The sequence below is a fragment of the Bacillus cereus group sp. Sample62 genome, from assembly GCF_036851315.1.
Lineage (GTDB): Bacteria > Bacillota > Bacilli > Bacillales > Bacillaceae_G > Bacillus_A > Bacillus_A wiedmannii.
Window position 1 is genome coordinate 453,714 of sequence record NZ_JAFLPK010000001.1, and the last position, 18,350, is coordinate 472,063.

Genomic DNA, 18,350 nt, shown 5'->3' on the forward strand with positions numbered 1-18,350 from the left:
GTTTAAAAAAAGAATTTGTATTATGATAATCAACAAATTTATTTCGTTATAACGATGAAAAAGGACTAGTACATGTTCAACCTTTTTAGCAGAGAGAGAATCCGCCAGGCTGAAAGATTCTTAAAAAGGCGATATGGAACCTACCTTTGCGTTCTGCATATGCAGCGGGAATTTCCCGTTATCAAAAAGAGAGCATGCACAATTTTTTGTGCATGAATCAGGGTGGTAACGCCGGCAAAGCTCGGTCCCTATTTAGGGACGCGGGCTTTTTTGTATTTTCAAAAGGAGGAAGACTGACTATGGCAAAAGAACAAGTACAAGCGATTACGAAGATGGAAGAGGATTTTGCACAGTGGTACACAGATATTGTAAAAAAAGCAGAACTTGTTGATTATTCAAGTGTAAAAGGATGTATGATTCTACGCCCGTACGGTTATGCCTTATGGGAAAATATGCAGAAAGTTATGGATGAAAAGTTAAAAGCAACTGGTCATGAAAATGTATATATGCCAATGTTTATTCCAGAAAGTCTATTGCAAAAAGAGAAGGATCATGTAGAAGGATTTGCTCCTGAAGTAGCATGGGTGACACATGGCGGGGATGAAAAATTAGCGGAGAGACTTTGTATACGGCCTACATCTGAAACTTTATTCTGTGAGCATTTTTCAAAAATTGTGCAATCCTATAATGATTTGCCAAAGCTATATAATCAGTGGTGTTCAGTAGTTCGTTGGGAGAAAACAACGAGACCATTCCTTCGTACAACGGAATTCTTATGGCAAGAGGGTCATACAATTCATGAAACAGCAGAAGAATCGCAAGCTGAAACGTTACATATTTTAAATCTATATGCTTCTTTCTGTGAAGATTACTTAGCGATACCAGTAATTAAAGGGCAAAAAACAGAAAAAGAAAAGTTTGCAGGAGCAAAGGCAACTTATACGATCGAAAGTTTAATGCATGATGGGAAAGCACTTCAAACAGGAACATCCCATAACTTTGGAACGAATTTCTCTGAAGCATTTGATATTAAATTTTTAGATCGCAACGGTAAGTGGCAATATGTACACCAAACATCTTGGGGTGTATCAACAAGAATGATAGGTGGACTTATTATGGTTCATAGCGATAATAATGGTCTTGTAATGCCTCCTAAAGTTGCACCGGTGCAAGTTGTTATTGTCCCAATTGCGCAGCATAAAGAAGGAGTTTTAGCGAAAGCAACAGAGTTACAAGAACATATTCAAAAGGTTGCACGCGTAAAAATAGATGCTAGTAATAAAACACCAGGCTGGAAATTTAACGAGTATGAAATGAAGGGCATTCCAATTCGATTAGAAGTTGGTCCTAAAGATATTGAAAAGAATCAAGTTGTACTTGTTAGAAGAGATACGAAAGAAAAAGAATTTATATCAATGGATCAATTAGAAAAACGTATTCCAGCACTACTTGAGGAAATTCATAATTCTTTATTTAATAAAGCAAAAGTATTTCGCGATGAGAATACGTATAGTGCGGCGAATTTCGAAGAGATGAAAAAAGTAGCTGATGAAAAGCAAGGATTTATTAAGGCAATGTGGTGCGGAGAATTAGCTTGTGAAGAGAAACTAAAAGAAGAAGTTGGAGTATCTTCTCGCTGTATGCCTTTTGAGCAAGAACATTTAGCTGACGAATGTATTTGTTGTGGTAAAGAAGCTAAACAAATGGTGTATTGGGGAAAAGCTTATTAATGTTTTTTTGATAGGTGATAAAAAGGACTTTGGACTGCATAATAAAATGCAATCCAAAGTCCTTTTTAGTTTTGCAATTTGTTTCATGTATGTTTTAGATGGAAGGATGTGTTTTTATTTTGCATTTTTACGGCGAATAAATAGTAACATACCGATTAGGAATGTTGAAAGTCCCATTAAAATAGATGTAGGATAATGTGTTGCCGTATTAGGTAACTTATCGCCTTGTTTTTTCGCATTATCTTTTACATTGCCGCCTTGGGATCCGTTGCCACCTTGAGAACTGCTATCGCCTTTAACGCGGTTGCCGCCTTGAGAGCCATTACCACCTTGAGAACCGTTGCCACCAGAGCCACTGCCATCAGAACCGTTGCCACCAGAACCATTGCCACCAGAGCCATTGCCGCCAGAGCCATTGCCGCCAGAACCGTTACCACTAGAACCGTTGCCACCAGAGCCACTGCCATCAGAACCGTTGCCACTAGAGCCATTACCACTAGAACCGTTACCACTAGAACCGTTGCCACCAGAGCCACTGCCACCAGAACCGTTGCCACCAGAACCGTTGCCGCCAGAACCACTGCCACCAGAACCGTTGCCGCCAGAACCGTTGCCGCCAGAGCCGTTACCACCAGAGCCGTTGCCACCAGAATCACTACCGCCAGAACCGTTGTCACCAGAGCCACTGCCATCAGAACCGCTACCGCCAGAGCCATTGCCACCAGAACCATTGCCACCAGAGCCATTGCCACCAGAACCACTGCCATCAGAACCGTTGCCACCAGAACCACTGCCACCAGAACCATTGCCACCAGAACCATTGCCACCAGAACCGTTACCGCCAGAGCCGTTGCCACCAGAACCGTTGCCACCAGAGCCACTGCCACCAGAACCATTGCCACCAGAACCACTGCCATCAGAACCACTGCCATCAGAACCGTTGCCACCAGAACCGTTGCCACCAGAACCGTTGCCGCCAGAGCCGTTGCCACCAGAACCGTTGCCACCAGAGCCACTGCCGCCAGAACCGTTACCACCAGAACCACTATCGTCCTGAGAACCATTGTTTCCTGGTGGTTTATTATTATCTTTTGAGTTGCCTTCTGCTAAATGATCGTTATTTTGTACAATTGCGTTTGTTGCTGGAGAGAAGTCTTCTGTTGCTGCATTACCGATATTTAAACCACTAAAAAAAGATAAAGAGAGTGTTGATGCTAAAATGAAGAGTTTCGTCATTGTTTTCCTCCTAAGAAATTAATATTCCATCTAAAATACATCCCTTTGTAATATTTCTTAGGAAAAAGAGTTTTATGCAAAAAAAAACATATATAGAAAAAGGTGGTGTATTTCTGAAGAGAGAAAAGAGTTAGTATAAATTCTTTATAATAGTAGAGTGGTGGGAATTTGACACTCATTACAGTAGAGGAAGTGACAGCAGATGAAAGAATATATTGCATTTGATATTGGTGGTACAGAAATTAAATATGGAATTGTTTCAGAAACAGGAACAGTACTAAAGCATAAAATAGTTTCAACAGAAATTCATTTGGGTGGGGAACAAATCATTCAAAAACTTATTCTTCTATCCAAAAAATTAATGAATGAACATATGATTTCGGGAATTGGTATTAGTACTGCGGGAATTGTTAATATTCATAAAGGGGTTGTAACGGGAGGGGCGGAGCATATTCCGAACTACGCGACTATTCCTATTATTGATAGATTGCAAGGGGTATTACAAGTTCCTGTGTCCGTTGAAAATGATGTGAATTGTGCAGCTTTGGGTGAGAAGTGGAAAGGTATTGGAAACGGAAAAAGAAATTTTATTATGCTTACTCTTGGAACTGGTATTGGAGGAGCGATTTTTATAGATGGAGAGTTATACAGAGGACATTCTTTTAGTGCTGGTGAATGGGGAAATATGTTAATAGAAGGAAAGCAGTTTGAAGAGGTCGCTTCCATTTCAGGGTTAATTCGTCTTGTGCGAAAATATAAAGGTGAAAGTGATTGGAATGGAAAAACGATTTTCGAACTGTATGATAAAGGAGATAGAGAAGTTACGCAAGCAGTTGAGGTTTTCTTTAAACATTTAGCGATTGGAATTAGTAACCTTGCGTATATTTTTAATCCAGAAATGATTGTTATAGGTGGAGGAATTACTGATAGGGGAAATCAGTTCTTAAAAGAAGTAAAAGAAGAGGTAGAAAAATATTTAAATAAAGAGATTTATAATAATTGTGAGATTGAACTTGCACAAAACGGAAATTGCGCAGGAATGGTTGGTGCTATTTACCACTTCTTACATTGGCATAAATAAGTTATATGAATGTTTTCATATAACTGAGAATTTATCCTTTTTATCACTAGGTAAATAATGCTACAATATAAAGGAAGAATACAATATTTTCCGATTTGGAAAATGCTTTGTAGAAAGGAAGAAACTTCATGCCTATTATTTTAGAAAAAGGTCAAAAGATCGATTTAACGAAAGGACAACCAAAAGTAGCAAAACTACAGGTTGGCTTAGGCTGGGATCCAATTGGACAATCAGGTGGGTTTCTGTCTTCATTATTTGGAAGTAAACCAAATGTAGATTGTGATGCATCTGTTGTTATGTTAGAAGGGGATCGCTTTTTAAACAAAAACGATTTAGTTTACTTCGGAAACAAACTTTCTACTTGTGGTAGTATTATTCATTCAGGAGATAATTTAACAGGTGAAGGCGCTGGTGATGACGAAACAATTTTCGTAGAATTACATAAAGTTCCGAGCCGTATTAATCGTTTAGTATTCGTTGTAAATATTTATGACTGTGTAAATCGTCGTCAAGATTTCGGGATGATTCGTAATGCATACATTCGTATTCAAAGCCCGCAAACTGGTGAAGAATTAGCACGCTATAATTTATCGGATAATTATGCTGGCAAAACGACTCTAATTGCAGGTGAAATGTATCGCCACGGAAGTGAATGGAAGTTTTCAGCTGTTGGAGAAGGCACACAAGATAAAAACTTAAGTGAGATTGTATCACGTTATCAATAAAATAAACCGAGGAGGAATTGAATATGGCATCAATTTCATTGAAAAAAGGACAAAAGGTAGACTTAACAAAAACAAATCCAGGTCTTTCAAAAGTTCTTGTAGGACTTGGTTGGGATACGAATCGTTATGATGGACAAAACGATTTCGATTTAGATGTTAGTATTTTCTTAGTAGGTACTAACGGTAAAGTTTCAGGTGCAGAGGATTTCGTCTTCTATAATAATCCAAAAGGTGCGAATGGTGCTGTCGAGCATTTAGGAGATAACCGAACTGGCGAAGGTGAAGGCGATGACGAATCGATTAAAGTAGATTTAAAAAATGTACCTGCACATATCGAACGCATTTGTTTCTCAATCACAATTTACGATGGAGAAGGTCGTAGCCAAAACTTCGGACAAGTTTCTAACTCTTTCGTACGTATTTTAGATGAAGAAAAGAATGCAGAGTTAATTCGTTACGATTTAGGAGAAGATTTCTCTATTGAAACAGCTGTTGTAGTAGGGGAATTATACCGTCATGCAGGTGACTGGAAGTTCAATGCAATCGGAAGTGGATTCCAGGGCGGATTAGCGTCTCTATGTAATAATTTCGGTTTAGATGTAGAGTAATAGATTTTATATATCCATCGGTGAAACAGGTGTTTACTGATGGATATATTTTTTAAGATATAAAATATAGAGGTGAATATAAATGGTTATTCAATTGCAAAAAGGACAGAAGATTGATTTAGGTAAGACAAGCCCTGGCTTAACAAAAGCAGTAATTGGTCTTGGATGGGATATTAAATCTTATGACGGTGGATCAGATTTCGATTTAGATGCATCAGCATTCCTATTAGATGCGAATGGAAAATGTACGAAGGAAACTGATTTTATTTTCTATAATAATTTACAGTCTCCTTGCGAATCTGTTCTACATACAGGAGATAACCGCACAGGTGAAGGTGAAGGCGATGATGAACAACTTGTTGTAGACTTGAAGAAAGTTCCGGCAGATGTGCACAGAATTGCTATTACAGTTACAATTTATGATGGAGAAGGCCGTAATCAAAACTTCGGACAAGTAGAAAATGCGTTCGTTCGTTTAGCGAATGAAGAAACAAACGAAGAAGTTCTTCGTTTTGATTTAGGGGAAGATTTCTCTATTGAAACAGCAGTTGTCTTTTGTGAATTATACCGTCATAATGGACAGTGGAAGTTTAATGCAGTAGGAAGTGGATTCCAAGGTGGCTTAGGTGCGCTTGTAAGAGCGTATGGCTTGGATGCATAAGAAGGGAAACGATATTCGTTTCCTTTTTTTGACCTTTCTATAAATCTAGCAAAGAATAGGGGATAAAGGTAAGATGAGTATTTTGCAAGGAATCCTTGATACGTATGCTCAGTTTTTCGACTTGGACATGTGGATTAAAGTGTTGCAGGATCCAGTATCTTGGGGATTAATTGGTACACTTGTTGTACTTGAAGGATTATTATCTGCTGATAACGCACTTGTGTTAGCAGTAATGGTAAAACACCTTCCGGAAGAGAAACGCAAAAAAGCATTATTCTATGGACTTATTGGAGCTTATGTATTCCGCTTTATTGCAATTGGAATTGGAATGTTCTTAATTAAATTAGCTTGGGTAAAAGTATTAGGTGCACTTTACTTAGCTTGGCTATCAGTTAAATATTTCATTGATAAAAGAAAAGGTAATGCAGAAGAAGAGGAAGCTCATGGTATGAACCAAAACAGTATTCTCTTCAGAATGTTTGGTGTCTTCTGGGGAACAGTTGCGATGGTTGAATTAATGGATATCGCGTTCTCTGTAGATAGTGTACTTGCTGCATTTGGTGTATCAAATGAAGTTTGGATTCTATTATTAGGCGGAATGCTTGGTATTTTAATGATGCGCGGTATCGCTGGCGTATTCTTAAAATTGTTAGAGCGTATTCCAGAACTTGAAACGACAGCATATATTTTAATCTTAATTATTGCAGCAAAAATGTTATTGTCTGTTATTCATATTGAAGTAAGCCATACGCTATTCTTTATTATTTTAGTTGTAGCATTTGGAGCAACGTTTATACTTCACTACATGAAGAATTCTGGACAAGCTAAAGAAGAAGTTGCAGCTACTAAAAATAATCATAAATAATTGAAATGGGTTTGCTCGTTATGCGAGCGCCCATTTTTTATAACTAAAAATAGTTTATAATAGAAGAGAGACTTTATAAAAAAAGTAAATGTTTTTGGAGGTGAACTGTTGTGTTTTCACGTTTTACACTTCAACCATGTGCATTAAAAGACGAATCAGATTTAAAGCAATTTGAAGCGCTTTTAGAAAATCGCTCACAATATGAACTGACAGAGAATGAGATGAAGTTTAGTTATATAGCAACTCGTATTCTTGGTGTTCCTAATGATGTAGATGAATATTTCAATGAGCTATTTGATTATAGTGAAGTAAAAGGGATCGTGGTTTTGCATGAACAAAATTTAAATAAGGTGATTGATCCCGAAAAACTACGCCATATTCAAGAGGTTTTTACATTACATCAAGAAGCACCGAATGGCCTTACAGTAAATAGGCTTGTCGCCCATCTGTCTGGAAAACAACTATTACCACAAGTAGACAATCCTGACTTACAGCATTATATACATACGACGTTTATTTCTGTATTGAAATTGTATGAAAAACAACATAACCAATCATTAAAAACAGAAGGATTCCGTCGTTTCTTAATCGATATGATTAAGTTAAGTGACAATTACGTAGCGAAGTGGTTCTCTACGATTAATTATAAGAAACAAATGCCGCGTATTATTTGGTACGGTGATGCACAGGAAAGCCGTATATATTTCTTATACTTTCTTATTATGCTCGGTTGCGATGTACTTTATTATCACCCAGAAGGAAAAGATGGATTTGAGAATGTTGATGAGGAAGGAAGAAGTTTTGTTGTGTCTCATCCAGGTCGAATTTCTCTTGAGCCATTTCCAGATCGCCGCCGTGAGCGAGTTGCGACAGTAGCGTATCAAGCTTCAAAAGAAATTGAACAAGTACTTCACCATGATAACTCACTCCTGTACAAGCCATGGCAATTTCGTTCCTATACGCCTGTAGCTCGTACGCTCAAAACAACGTATGATGAACTCTTTTTAATTACGAAAGAAAAGGCATTTGTGCGTCCAACATTCTTTGTTGAAAATAAACACATCTATATCCCTTCTTTATTTGCGAAAATATCAGGTGTCTCAAAAAATGATAAAGAATATTTTCAGCGATTAAAAGCTATTACATCATTTGATAACAGTTTATTAATTAATACATTTCCGTTTACGAAAGAACAAAAAGCGAATTTCCAATATCATTACCGAGATGCGTTAGACCGCGGGGGGAAATTACACCCTGATTTAATTATGAACAGTCATTGGTGGCCACATAAACGTTTGCCAGAAGGATTGCAACATGGTATTGCAGAGGCAATCATCCATACGTGCGAAAGTGAAATGTGTAAACCCATTGCGAAAGAGACGAAACAAGATGTAGCACTGTATGTTTTCGCACAGCTTTCTCAAATACCGCCGAACATTTTAGAGCAACTTGAGAAATTTGATTACTCGCAAGAAGTACCTAAAATTGTTATATTTAATAATGAGAAGAGCGGAGAATTAAGCCGTTCGGATGCTGTTTTATTATTATTTTTAAATCAAATTGGGGTAGATGTATTCCACTTTAATCCAACGGGGAGAAATGATATCGAACCGTATATTGAAGCAGGAGCATTTGACTCCCATTGGCTTGAAGAAGTTAATTTCGATCTTGAGTTTCATGGTTCATCAGCCTATAAAAATTTATCACAAACAATAAAAGGACTATTTCGTCCATTTTTATAAGGAAAGGGAGAATACCATATGAATAACCCAGTCGTACTAGATTCGAAAACAGAATTAAATGAGCAAACAGCACAAGATGTTCGCTTACAACTTAGACAAGATGCAGAAGTACAACGTATTTATAATGCAGTAGATATTAAAGATCAGTTAGAATTAATCGAGCTTGGAAAAGAACCATCTATGGAAATTTCACGTTTCGCTGATCAAATTTTACATACAATGTCTTTATCAAAAATAGAAGACTCTGGAGAATTATTAAAACAGCTTGGTAAAATTATGGATAGATTCGATAGCAAAGACTTTGCGGAAGAGAAAAGCGGTTTCTTCTCACGTATGTTCAAAAAAGCTGATAAAATGATTGAACAGATCTTTAGTAAGTACCAAACAATGGGTCGCGAAATGGATAAAGTATACGTAGAAATTACAAAGTATCAAGATGAAATGAAAAAATCAATCGGTACGTTAGATGGTTTATATGAGCAAAATTTAAAATATTATTTAGACTTAGAAAAGTATGTAGTAGCAGGGGAAATGTTATTAGAGCGTTTAAATACAGAGTTGGTTCCAATGTACGAAGAGCGTGTGCGTAACAATGACCAATTAGCAGGTATTGAATTAGAATCACTGAAAAACTCTGTTGAAATTTTAGAGCAGCGTATTGATGATTTAGAAAAAGCACGTATGGTTGCGCTACTTACAGCACCACAAATTCGTATGGTTCAACGTGGTAATAATAAATTAATTGGTAAAATCAATACAGCATTTATTACAACGATTCCTATCTTTAAAAATGGTATCATTCAAGCGGTAAATGCGAAACGTCAAAAGCTAGTTGCAGATTCTATGGCTGAACTGGATCGTCGCACAAATGAATTACTTAAGAAAAATGCACAAAATATCGCAACGCAAAGTGTGGAAGTAGCGAGATTATCAGGTTCTTCTAGTATTAAGATGGAAACACTTGAGGAAACTTGGAACATTATTTCAAGAGGTATGCAAGAAACACAACAAATTGAAGAGCAAAATAAACGTGAGCGTGAAGAAAGCCGCAAGCGTATGGCTACTTTAACAGAGAACATAAAAAAAGAATTACAAGGATAAAGTGAAACTTTAATCAGCGGGGACATCTCCCACAAATAGTGAAATAAATGAAAAGGCAATGAGGAATAATCCTCATTGCCTTTTAGTTTCTCTTTACTAATTTAATGATCTCATTCACAACAAGTGGAATGATACTTAATAAGAGAACAAATCCCCAATCTCGCATCGTTAATGCATGTACACCGAATATATTTGCAAGAGGTGGGATGGAGATAATACAAACTTGCATAAGAACACCAATAAGAAGGGAGAAGACTAAATATTTATTTGTAAAAATCCCGATTGAAAAAATGGATTTCGTTCTTGAACGCAAGTTAAATGAATGAACGAGCTGAGAAAAACTAAGAACGACAAATGCCATCGTTTGAGCGTGTAATAGAGCGTCTTCATCAATTTTCTCTGGGAAGAGAGGAAATAAATTTGTATCTCCGGTATAGAATTTTGCCCCGGCGATAAAGGCTACTAACGTTAAAAGTCCAATGACAGCACCATTGAAAATAAGAAAAGGAACGCTACCACTAAACAAGCTTTCTTTCGCATGTCGTGGTTTTTCTTTCATCACATCTGGATCTTCAGGATCAACCCCAAGTGATAATGCAGGCAGTGTATCTGTAATCAAATTGACCCACAAAATGTGAATAGGTCGTAGTGGTGTTGCCCAGCCGAGTAAAATAGCTAAAAATAAAGCGATAATTTCTCCAAAGTTACAAGAGAGTAGGAAGAGAATTGATTTTTTTATGTTACGATAAATATTTCTACCTTCCTCAACAGCTTTCACGATAGATGAGAAATTATCATCTGTTAATACTACATCCGCTGCCCCTTTTGCAACGTCTGTTCCTGTAATGCCCATCGCTACGCCAACATCAGCCTGCTTTAAAGATGGAGCATCATTGACACCATCACCAGTCATAGAAACGATATTTCCTTTTGCACGTAATGCTTTTACAATCTTTACTTTATGTTCCGGAGAGACCCTAGCGAATACATTTAAGTGATTAATTTTATTTGCTAGTTCTGTATCTGGGATGTTATCTAATTCAGTTCCAATCATAATTTCAGATATTTCTTTGGCAATACCAAGTTCTTTGGCAATTGCAAAGGCGGTATCTTTATGGTCACCAGTAATCATAACTGTGCGAATACCGGCTTTTTTACATTCTGTAATGGAATCTTTTACTTCAGTTCGCGGTGGATCAATCATACCGACAAGACCAATAAAGATGAGATTTTCTTCAAGATGATCTATAACCACATCGGTTGAATTGTATTGTTTAAATGCGAATGAAAGTACTCTTAAAGCCTCTTGAGACATTGACCCGGCAGCTTCTAATATTTGATTTTTATCAGCATCTGTTAGAACCTCGATTTTACCGTTTTTAAATATGTGGGTACATCGAGGTAAGAGTTTATCAATGGCACCTTTCGTCATGCTATAGTAGCTTTCATCGTATGTATGAACGGTTGACATCATTTTACGATCTGAATCGAAAGGCAGCTCGTTAACGCGTTCATGTATCTTTTCTAAATGATCTTTTTGCATGTTAAAAGTGTTTCCAGCAACAAGAAGGGCGATTTCTGTAGGATCCCCTGTTTGTGAATCGGAACCGTAAGACGCATCGTTGCATAGCACCATATTTTCTAACAATAGACGTTGTACATCATTATTTACATTTAAGTTTTCTAAGTGGTCGTATGTGTTATCACTATAAAAGTGAGTAACGGTCATTTTATTTTGCGTTAACGTACCTGTTTTATCTGAACAAATAATTGTGACAGAACCGAGAGCTTCGACAGCTGGTAGTTTACGAATGATAACATTTTGTTTAATCATTCGCTGCACACCAATTGCAAGAACGATGGAAACGATAGCCGGCAAGCCTTCTGGAATAGCTGCAACGGCTAAACTAATAGCAGTCATAAACATTTCTAACGTATCTCGTCCTTGTAAAAAACCGATGATAAACATAATGACGCAAATAAATACAGCGACAAAGCCTAAATACTTTCCGACTTGTGCTAAGCTCTTTTGAAGTGGTGTCATATCATCGTCGGCTTCATGTAAAAGGGTAGCAACCTTACCAATTTGTGAGTTCATTCCAGTTTCAACAGCGACACCGACTCCGCGCCCGTATGTTACTAGTGTCGACATAAAGGCCATATTTTTTTGATCGCCTAATGGTACTTGCTCATCGTTTTGCATAGAAGGGTGGTAAATTGCATTTTTATCAACAGGGACAGATTCACCAGTTAGAGCAGATTCTTCAACTTTCAAATTGGCGGTTTCGATAAGCCGTAAATCACATGGGATATAACGTCCTGCATCCAGCATGACAATATCACCTGGAACGACTTGTTCAGATGGAATTTCTTTTAGTTCACCATCTCGCTTGACGATAGCTTTAGGTGTCGCCATCTTTTTCAATGCCTCTAAAGCTTGTTCTGCTTTCGATTCTTGGATGACACCAATAACAGCGTTTAAAACTACAACGAGCGCGATAATACTTGCATCAGCCCATTCACCTACAAAGGCAGAAATAAGGGCAGCAATAATAAGGACATATACGAGGACGTCATTAATTTGGGCGAAAATGCGCTGCCATAACGTGCGTTTTTGTTTTGTAGCTAATTCATTAGAGCCGTATTGCTGTAAACGTTCATTTACGATTTCATCTGTTAAACCGTGTTGTTCGTTTGTTTCTAGGTCGATTAATGTTTGATCTTTCGTCTTACTGTACCAATTGCTCATAAGTAAGCACCTCCAGTAAAAACAGTTAGCAATGGTAGTTTTGCTATTATTTGTGAGTAGTATGTATGGAGAAAAAATCTAAGGTGAGGTTCTACTTCCATTGTACAGTATTTTACAGTTGGTTGAGGGAAAGAGAAGAGTTGTCATGAATTTGTTGAAAATAAAAAAAGCCTCATATAAACGAGGCTTTTTTTACTTTTTAATTAATGTACCTAATTCTTCTGTAATAGCTTGCATTTCACTGATGCTGAATGTTTCACGTTTCATAACATGCTCATAAATGTCACGTAAGTCTTCGTACATTTCTTCATTAAAGCTAGCAGCTCTCATCGCTCCAGCATTAACCATACGTAATTTTTCTTTAATAGCTTCGACCATATATTCAACGTTTTCTTCTGACTTTACGGATAAATCCACCGAAGTGTCCCCCTTTAAAATAACATAAGGATATCTTAACATTTTTTATCATTTTCGTTAATGAATCTTTTCAATCCTATTAAATTAGTAGGGATTTCCTTTATAATTAATAATTGGTTGTTTATACTATAAGTATATATTAAGAAATGCACCAAGAAAGGAAGAAACAAATATATGGTTCAAGTATTGTTTGTTTGTCTTGGGAACATTTGCCGTTCGCCGATGGCAGAAGCAATTTTTCGAGATCTTGTCGTAAAAGAGGGACTCGAGGAGAAAATTGTCATTGATTCTGCAGGAACTGGAGATTGGCATGTTGGCCATCCGCCACATAAAGGAACACAAAAAATTTTAAAAGAAAATGCAGTCACTTTTGAAGGAATTAAAGCAAGGCAAGTAGAAAAAGAAGACTTAACAAAGTTTGATTATATTATTGCCATGGACAACAAGAATATAGCAGATTTAAAAAGTTTAGGTAAAACTGGAGGCTATATTGGTAGACTGTCCGATTTTGTTCCAGACGGTGGCTGGACAGACGTTCCCGACCCTTACTATACAGGGAATTTCCAAGAAGTATATGACCTTGTAACAGAAGGGTGTGCAAAGCTATTAGCTTTCATTCGAAATGAACAAGGAATATGAGGAAGCTTAGAAAGAAATACTTTCTAACATAAGAAATGAAAGGGTGAAGGAATATGGCAAAGAAAAATAATATTGCTCGAAACATTGCGATTGGTGTAGCTGCAGGTGTGGCTGTATCTATGATGAAGAAGGAAAACCGTGAAAAAGTAAAAAATACTGCGGAAAAAGCAAAAACAAAGATGATTGAAATCGGTGAAAATGCGAAGATAAAAGAAAAAGTGCAAACTGTTACAGATAAAGGACGCGAACTCGCTGACTTCAATGTAGTAAAAGCGAAAGTAGCAGAAATTAAAAAATTGACGCCGTCTGTTGTAGAGACGTTAAAAGAAACGAAAGAAATTTTTAGTAAGAAAAAGGTTGAGCCAGCAGAGAAGCCAGAAACGATTGAAATTCAAGCTGTATCTTCAAAGGTAGATGAGCTGAAAGCAGAGGAAGAGCCAGTAGTTGCTGAAGATGGTGGTATGAAAGAAGCGCGTGATCTATTTATGAAAGAATCAAATGCAGAGGAAAAAAAAACTGAAGCGTACATTGAGTTGAAGCAAGATAAAGAAGAGAAGAAAAGCGTTTAAACATATATGAGAAAAATTTTAGAAAAGGTGAGAAGAAATCGTACTTATTCGTTTGGTAAAGATTTGTATGACCGGACGATGCGTGACGATGTAGCGGGCTTGGCAGCACAGCTCGCTTATTTCTTCTTGCTTGCGATTTTTCCTGGGCTTGTTTTCTTAATTACGCTTCTTGGATTCATTGACCTTCAAACAGAAAGTGTGCTCAATTTATTAGAACCGTACGTACCCGAAGATGCAATGTCCTTAATTGAAGTAAACGTTGATAAAGTTGTAAATGAGCAAAATGGTGGTTTATTATCATTTGGTTTACTATCAATGCTATGGTTTGCTTCAAACGGGGTAAATGCGGTTATGAATGCTTTTAACCGTGCGTATGATGTAACAGAAACACGTTCCTTTATTAAAACGAGAGCTTTATCAATTGTGTTTACGTTAGCAATCATTTTTATGATTGTGTTTGCGCTAATTGTTCCAGTATTTGGACAAGTCATTGGGGCAGCGGTATTTAAAGCAATTGGTTTATCGGATAGTTTTTCTTACGTGTGGAGTATTACGCGGTTAGTAGCGAGTTTCTTCGTGTTATTTGCATTGTTTAGTTTTTTATATACATTCGCACCAGATCGAAAGTTAAAAAGAAGAGAAGTCATTTCAGGAGCAACATTTGCTACTGTAGGATGGATTGTGGTATCGTACTCATTTGCTTATTATGTAGATAAGTTTGCGAATTACGCCAATACATATGGTGGTCTCGGTGGTATTATTATTTTAATGTTATGGTTTTACTTAACTGGATGGGTAATTTTACTTGGCGGTGAAATTAATGGTTTACTCCATCATTATAGGACAGGTGACAATAATTCCCGTAATGAAAAGTGAGCTCTTGTTCCATAATAAAAGGGAACAGGGGGGATATTTCATGAGTAATAATAAAAAGAACCACAACAATAAAAACAACAATAAACAAAAGAGTAGTTCGCATCGAAAGCATAAAACGAGTAGTAGTGCGAACGGGCATAATAGCTACCACTAGAAAAAAACGGGTCCTCTATGAGGGACCCGTTTTTATTTGTTTCCTTTTAATAATCGTAAGCCATTCAAAATGACAAGAATCGTACTTCCTTCATGTCCAATAACACCGAATGGAAGAGCTAAAAATTGCAAGAAGTTTGAACAAATCAGCATTGCAATTACAGCTAGTGAAAAAATTACGTTTTGCTTTACAATACGGTTCATTCGTTTTGATAAACGGATTGCTTGGGAAAGGCGAGATAATTCGTTCTTCATAAGTACAACGTCAGCAGTCTCTAAAGCTACATCTGTTCCTTCACCCATTGCTACACCAATGCTGGCAGTAGCGAGTGCAGGGGCATCATTTATACCATCTCCGACCATTGCTACTGTCCCGTATTTTTCTTTTAGCTTTTTAATCGTTTCAACTTTTGTTTCTGGTAAGCATGATGCGTAATATTCCTTTATATTACTTTCAGAGGCAATTGCTTTTGCCGTTTCTTCATTATCTCCAGTAATCATAATTGCTTCGACACCAATGCTTTGTAATTCACGAATAGCAGCTATTGTTTCTTGGCGAAGCGTATCTTTTAAAGCGATCAGTCCAAGAATGCCTCTCTCATCACTAATATAAACGACAGTTTTACCTTCTTTTTCAAGGGAGGCAGAAATACCATTATGAAATGTCTTTGTTTCTACACCGATAAAATCAGCTTTACCTATTTTATAAGCTTTGTTTTCAAATATTCCTTTGAGTCCAAAACCAGTTACATCCTCAACATTTTCTGGTTTTTTTAATGCAATGTCATACGCATGTTGTGCATATTTAACAATAGATTCAGCTAAAGGGTGTGTAGAGTGACTTTCAATTGATGCTGTAATAGAAAGTACTTCTTTTTCTGTCATACTTTCTCGAACATATACATCTGTTACGGTAGGTTTTCCTTGTGTTAATGTTCCTGTTTTATCAAAGGCGATCGCTTTTACTGAAGCGAGGCGTTCTAAATGTATGCCACCTTTAAAGAGAATACCGTTTCTTGCGCCGTTAGAAATTGCAGATAAAGTTGCTGGTGTAATAGCAGCAACGAGTGCACAAGGAGATGCGACTACAAGTAAGATCATAGCGCGATAAAATGTTTCATTCCAGCTCCAGTCAAGTAAGAAGTGAGGGACGAACATCATAAGCGCAACAACGAGCAGTACGCCTTTTACATATGTTCCTTCAAATTTTTCGATGAATAGTTGCGATGGTGATTTTTCGCTTTGTGCACTTTGGACGAGACGGATAATCTTTTGGAATAATGTTTGATCGCTCGGCTTCGTAATTTTAACTTCGATAGCACCGCGTAAATTTACAGTACCGGCAAATACTTCATCACCGAATTTTTTCTCATTCGGAATAGGTTCCCCTGTAATAGCAGCTTCATCGATATTTGTTTCACCGTTATGAATCGTACCGTCAGCAGGAACACGCTCACCTGGCTTAATTAAAATAATGTCTTTAATTTGTAATCGTCCAACAGGAACACGTTCCTCGGTTCCATTTGAAATACGTAATGCTTCTTCAGGTTGTAAATCAAGAAGCGCTGAAATTTCTTTTTGACTTTTACTTAATGTATAAGATTCCATTGCACCACTTAGTGCAAAGATAAAGATTAAAATCGCACCTTCTGCCCAGTAGCCAATGATTGCAGCACCGATAGCAGCAAAGAGCATGAGCATTTCGACATTTAGCTCTTTCTCTTCAATGGTATCTTCAATACCTTCCTTCGCTTTTGCATATCCACCAACTATATAAGCGAGGATATAGCAAGTAATGCCTACATTTATTGCATCATTCTTTGTGAATAACCAACCAGCTAAAATAAAAATACCAGATGCGATTGCAAAGATAAGTTCATAATGTTTCTTTAATGTATCCCATAAAGAGGGATGAGAAATAGACTTTTGTACTTGTAATGTTTTTACTTCTGAGTTCATTACTATTCGCTCCTTCCGAATTCTTATTGAGAAAAAGAATCAAAATCGAAACCCCTATAAAACGACGAAAGCTGCCATCCATAATGGATAGCAGCATTTCTGTTGAATCTGTTTTTAATAGTTATTATGTTGTAATTATTCTATAGTATATCATATGTTTTTATAAGATGGCATAGTTTTGTTTCAAGTATAAACGGAAAACTTGTGTTTTCGCAATACCTTTGGTATATATGAATATTGTTCATAAAAGATCGGAAAGGAAGACAACAAGTGAAGACAGAGAAATTTTTTACCCATCCGATTGGCGTACTAATTGCTGCAATAGTAGCGACTTTCTTATGGGGGAGCGCATTCCCATTTATTAAATTAAGCTATGCTGAACTTGGAATTCAGCCACAAGAAGTTGGGGAACAAATACTATTTGCTGGTTATCGTTTCTTTTTATCTGGAGTCATGCTCTTAGTATTCTTTAAAGTGTTAGGAAAAGATATGAGCTTCAAAAAAGGAACGGGGAAGCAGTTAGTGCAAATTGGTTTATTTCAAACATTTCTTCAATATATATGTTTTTATATTGGAATGAGCTATAGTTCTGGTATTGAAGGAGCTATCATTTCAGGAACATCATCATTCTTTCAAATTTTACTTGCTCATTTTTTATATAAAGATGACGCTCTCAATATGAGAAAAATAATTGGGGTCTCTATCGGCTTTTGTGGTGTCATTTTAGTAAATGTACCGAGTGATGGTAGTTTGTCATTCCATTTCGGAATCGGTAGCTTATTACTTCTTAGTGCAGCAATGTTGTATTCATATGGAAACATATTGGCGAAAGAAGGTAGCAAAACATTAGATGTTGGCTATATGACAGCATACCAAATGATTTTTGGTTCTATCGGGCTATTATGTATAGGGGCTTTGCAAGTTGGAGCCATGCCATTTACATTTAGTGTACATGCAATACTTATGCTTCTCTACTTATCTTTCTTATCCGCAGCAGGCTTTTGCATTTGGAATACAATTATGAAGTATAACAAGGTTGGAAAAGTATCAATGTACATGTTCTTTATACCCGTATTTGGTGTGTTATTATCGAGCATGATTTTAGGAGAAGCAATTCATTCATTTGTATTATTCGGTTTGGCATGTGTAGCCGCGGGAATTATCGTGGTGAATCGTAAGCCAGCTAAGCAGAAAATGGAGCAAGAAAAACAAGTAGCATAAATAACAGGAAAACGATTA

Annotated in this window: 16 protein-coding genes and 1 other annotated feature; of the genes, 12 read left to right on the top strand and 4 right to left on the bottom strand. The window is 36.9% G+C overall.

The window, feature by feature from the left end; translation table 11 throughout:
- The first annotated feature begins 45 nt into the window (after positions 1-45).
- Positions 46-253: a binding site (T-box leader), on the top strand.
- Between the two features lie 46 nt (positions 254-299).
- Positions 300-1,730 (top strand): proline--tRNA ligase, encoded by a 1,431-nt coding sequence (gene proS / locus J0835_RS02320; protein ID WP_087979299.1) that lies wholly within the window; start codon positions 300-302, stop codon positions 1,728-1,730.
- A gap of 114 nt (positions 1,731-1,844) precedes the next feature.
- Here proS and J0835_RS02325 read toward each other — a convergent pair whose 3' ends face one another.
- Positions 1,845-2,966: a cell wall anchor protein gene (locus J0835_RS02325; RefSeq protein ID WP_087979300.1), complete on the bottom strand. Its 1,122-nt coding sequence runs from the start codon at positions 2,964-2,966 to the stop codon at positions 1,845-1,847.
- 202 nt (positions 2,967-3,168) lie between these two features.
- Between J0835_RS02325 and J0835_RS02330 the strand changes: the two genes are divergently transcribed.
- The 7 genes from J0835_RS02330 (at position 3,169) to J0835_RS02360 (ending at position 9,749) form a co-directional block, all read left to right on the top strand.
- Positions 3,169-4,047, top strand: a complete 879-nt coding sequence (locus J0835_RS02330; protein WP_087979301.1) for an ROK family protein — start codon at positions 3,169-3,171, stop codon at positions 4,045-4,047.
- A 128-nt stretch (positions 4,048-4,175) separates the two neighbouring features.
- Positions 4,176-4,772: a TerD family protein gene (locus J0835_RS02335; RefSeq protein WP_087979302.1), complete on the top strand. Its 597-nt coding sequence runs from the start codon at positions 4,176-4,178 to the stop codon at positions 4,770-4,772.
- A 23-nt stretch (positions 4,773-4,795) separates the two neighbouring features.
- The gene (locus J0835_RS02340) at positions 4,796-5,380 is read left to right on the top strand and encodes a TerD family protein (protein ID WP_140386653.1); all 585 of its coding nucleotides are present in this window, start codon (positions 4,796-4,798) and stop codon (positions 5,378-5,380) included.
- 82 nt (positions 5,381-5,462) lie between these two features.
- Positions 5,463-6,041 (top strand): TerD family protein, encoded by a 579-nt coding sequence (locus J0835_RS02345; RefSeq protein ID WP_087979304.1) that lies wholly within the window; start codon positions 5,463-5,465, stop codon positions 6,039-6,041.
- Between the two features lie 73 nt (positions 6,042-6,114).
- Positions 6,115-6,906 (top strand): TerC family protein, encoded by a 792-nt coding sequence (locus J0835_RS02350; protein WP_042515766.1) that lies wholly within the window; start codon positions 6,115-6,117, stop codon positions 6,904-6,906.
- Positions 6,907-7,016: 110 nt separating this feature from the next.
- Complete coding sequence (locus tag J0835_RS02355; RefSeq protein ID WP_087979305.1) at positions 7,017-8,648, top strand: YceG family protein; 1,632 nt, start codon at positions 7,017-7,019, stop codon at positions 8,646-8,648.
- Between the two features lie 18 nt (positions 8,649-8,666).
- Complete coding sequence (locus J0835_RS02360; RefSeq protein WP_001064419.1) at positions 8,667-9,749, top strand: toxic anion resistance protein; 1,083 nt, start codon at positions 8,667-8,669, stop codon at positions 9,747-9,749.
- 82 nt (positions 9,750-9,831) lie between these two features.
- Here J0835_RS02360 and J0835_RS02365 read toward each other — a convergent pair whose 3' ends face one another.
- Positions 9,832-12,498, bottom strand: coding sequence for a cation-translocating P-type ATPase (locus J0835_RS02365; RefSeq protein WP_087979306.1), 2,667 nt, complete (start codon positions 12,496-12,498; stop codon positions 9,832-9,834).
- A 192-nt stretch (positions 12,499-12,690) separates the two neighbouring features.
- Positions 12,691-12,915 (bottom strand): DUF1128 domain-containing protein, encoded by a 225-nt coding sequence (locus J0835_RS02370; protein WP_000366197.1) that lies wholly within the window; start codon positions 12,913-12,915, stop codon positions 12,691-12,693.
- A 174-nt stretch (positions 12,916-13,089) separates the two neighbouring features.
- On the opposite strand from J0835_RS02370, the gene J0835_RS02375 reads away from it, so the two are divergent.
- From J0835_RS02375 to J0835_RS02385, 3 genes are read left to right on the top strand one after another with little or no spacing between them, the layout of a single operon-like run.
- Positions 13,090-13,554, top strand: a complete 465-nt coding sequence (locus tag J0835_RS02375) for a low molecular weight protein-tyrosine-phosphatase (RefSeq protein WP_000250910.1) — start codon at positions 13,090-13,092, stop codon at positions 13,552-13,554.
- 53 nt (positions 13,555-13,607) lie between these two features.
- Positions 13,608-14,123, top strand: coding sequence for a DUF4075 domain-containing protein (locus J0835_RS02380; RefSeq protein ID WP_087979307.1), 516 nt, complete (start codon positions 13,608-13,610; stop codon positions 14,121-14,123).
- Between the two features lie 6 nt (positions 14,124-14,129).
- Positions 14,130-14,999, top strand: a complete 870-nt coding sequence (locus tag J0835_RS02385; protein ID WP_001226530.1) for a YihY/virulence factor BrkB family protein — start codon at positions 14,130-14,132, stop codon at positions 14,997-14,999.
- Between the two features lie 186 nt (positions 15,000-15,185).
- Here J0835_RS02385 and J0835_RS02390 read toward each other — a convergent pair whose 3' ends face one another.
- Positions 15,186-17,111, bottom strand: a complete 1,926-nt coding sequence (locus tag J0835_RS02390; protein WP_087979309.1) for a heavy metal translocating P-type ATPase — start codon at positions 17,109-17,111, stop codon at positions 15,186-15,188.
- Positions 17,112-17,381: 270 nt separating this feature from the next.
- Between J0835_RS02390 and J0835_RS02395 the strand changes: the two genes are divergently transcribed.
- Entirely contained in the window at positions 17,382-18,332 is a 951-nt protein-coding gene (locus tag J0835_RS02395) for a DMT family transporter (protein ID WP_087979310.1), read from the top strand.
- Positions 18,333-18,350: the final 18 nt, after the last annotated feature.

What these genes read in the sequence shown, in the direction of transcription:
- proS (WP_087979299.1), top strand. Translation starts at nt 300, where the DNA reads ATGGCAAAAGAACAAGTACAAGCGATTACGAAGATGGAAGAGGATTTT.
- J0835_RS02325 (WP_087979300.1), bottom strand. Translation starts at nt 2,966, where the DNA reads ATGACGAAACTCTTCATTTTAGCATCAACACTCTCTTTATCTTTTTTT.
- J0835_RS02330 (WP_087979301.1), top strand. Translation starts at nt 3,169, where the DNA reads ATGAAAGAATATATTGCATTTGATATTGGTGGTACAGAAATTAAATAT.
- J0835_RS02335 (WP_087979302.1), top strand. Translation starts at nt 4,176, where the DNA reads ATGCCTATTATTTTAGAAAAAGGTCAAAAGATCGATTTAACGAAAGGA.
- J0835_RS02340 (WP_140386653.1), top strand. Translation starts at nt 4,796, where the DNA reads ATGGCATCAATTTCATTGAAAAAAGGACAAAAGGTAGACTTAACAAAA.
- J0835_RS02345 (WP_087979304.1), top strand. Translation starts at nt 5,463, where the DNA reads ATGGTTATTCAATTGCAAAAAGGACAGAAGATTGATTTAGGTAAGACA.
- J0835_RS02350 (WP_042515766.1), top strand. Translation starts at nt 6,115, where the DNA reads ATGAGTATTTTGCAAGGAATCCTTGATACGTATGCTCAGTTTTTCGAC.
- J0835_RS02360 (WP_001064419.1), top strand. Translation starts at nt 8,667, where the DNA reads ATGAATAACCCAGTCGTACTAGATTCGAAAACAGAATTAAATGAGCAA.
- J0835_RS02365 (WP_087979306.1), bottom strand. Translation starts at nt 12,498, where the DNA reads ATGAGCAATTGGTACAGTAAGACGAAAGATCAAACATTAATCGACCTA.
- J0835_RS02375 (WP_000250910.1), top strand. Translation starts at nt 13,090, where the DNA reads ATGGTTCAAGTATTGTTTGTTTGTCTTGGGAACATTTGCCGTTCGCCG.
- J0835_RS02380 (WP_087979307.1), top strand. Translation starts at nt 13,608, where the DNA reads ATGGCAAAGAAAAATAATATTGCTCGAAACATTGCGATTGGTGTAGCT.
- J0835_RS02385 (WP_001226530.1), top strand. Translation starts at nt 14,130, where the DNA reads ATGAGAAAAATTTTAGAAAAGGTGAGAAGAAATCGTACTTATTCGTTT.
- J0835_RS02390 (WP_087979309.1), bottom strand. Translation starts at nt 17,111, where the DNA reads ATGAACTCAGAAGTAAAAACATTACAAGTACAAAAGTCTATTTCTCAT.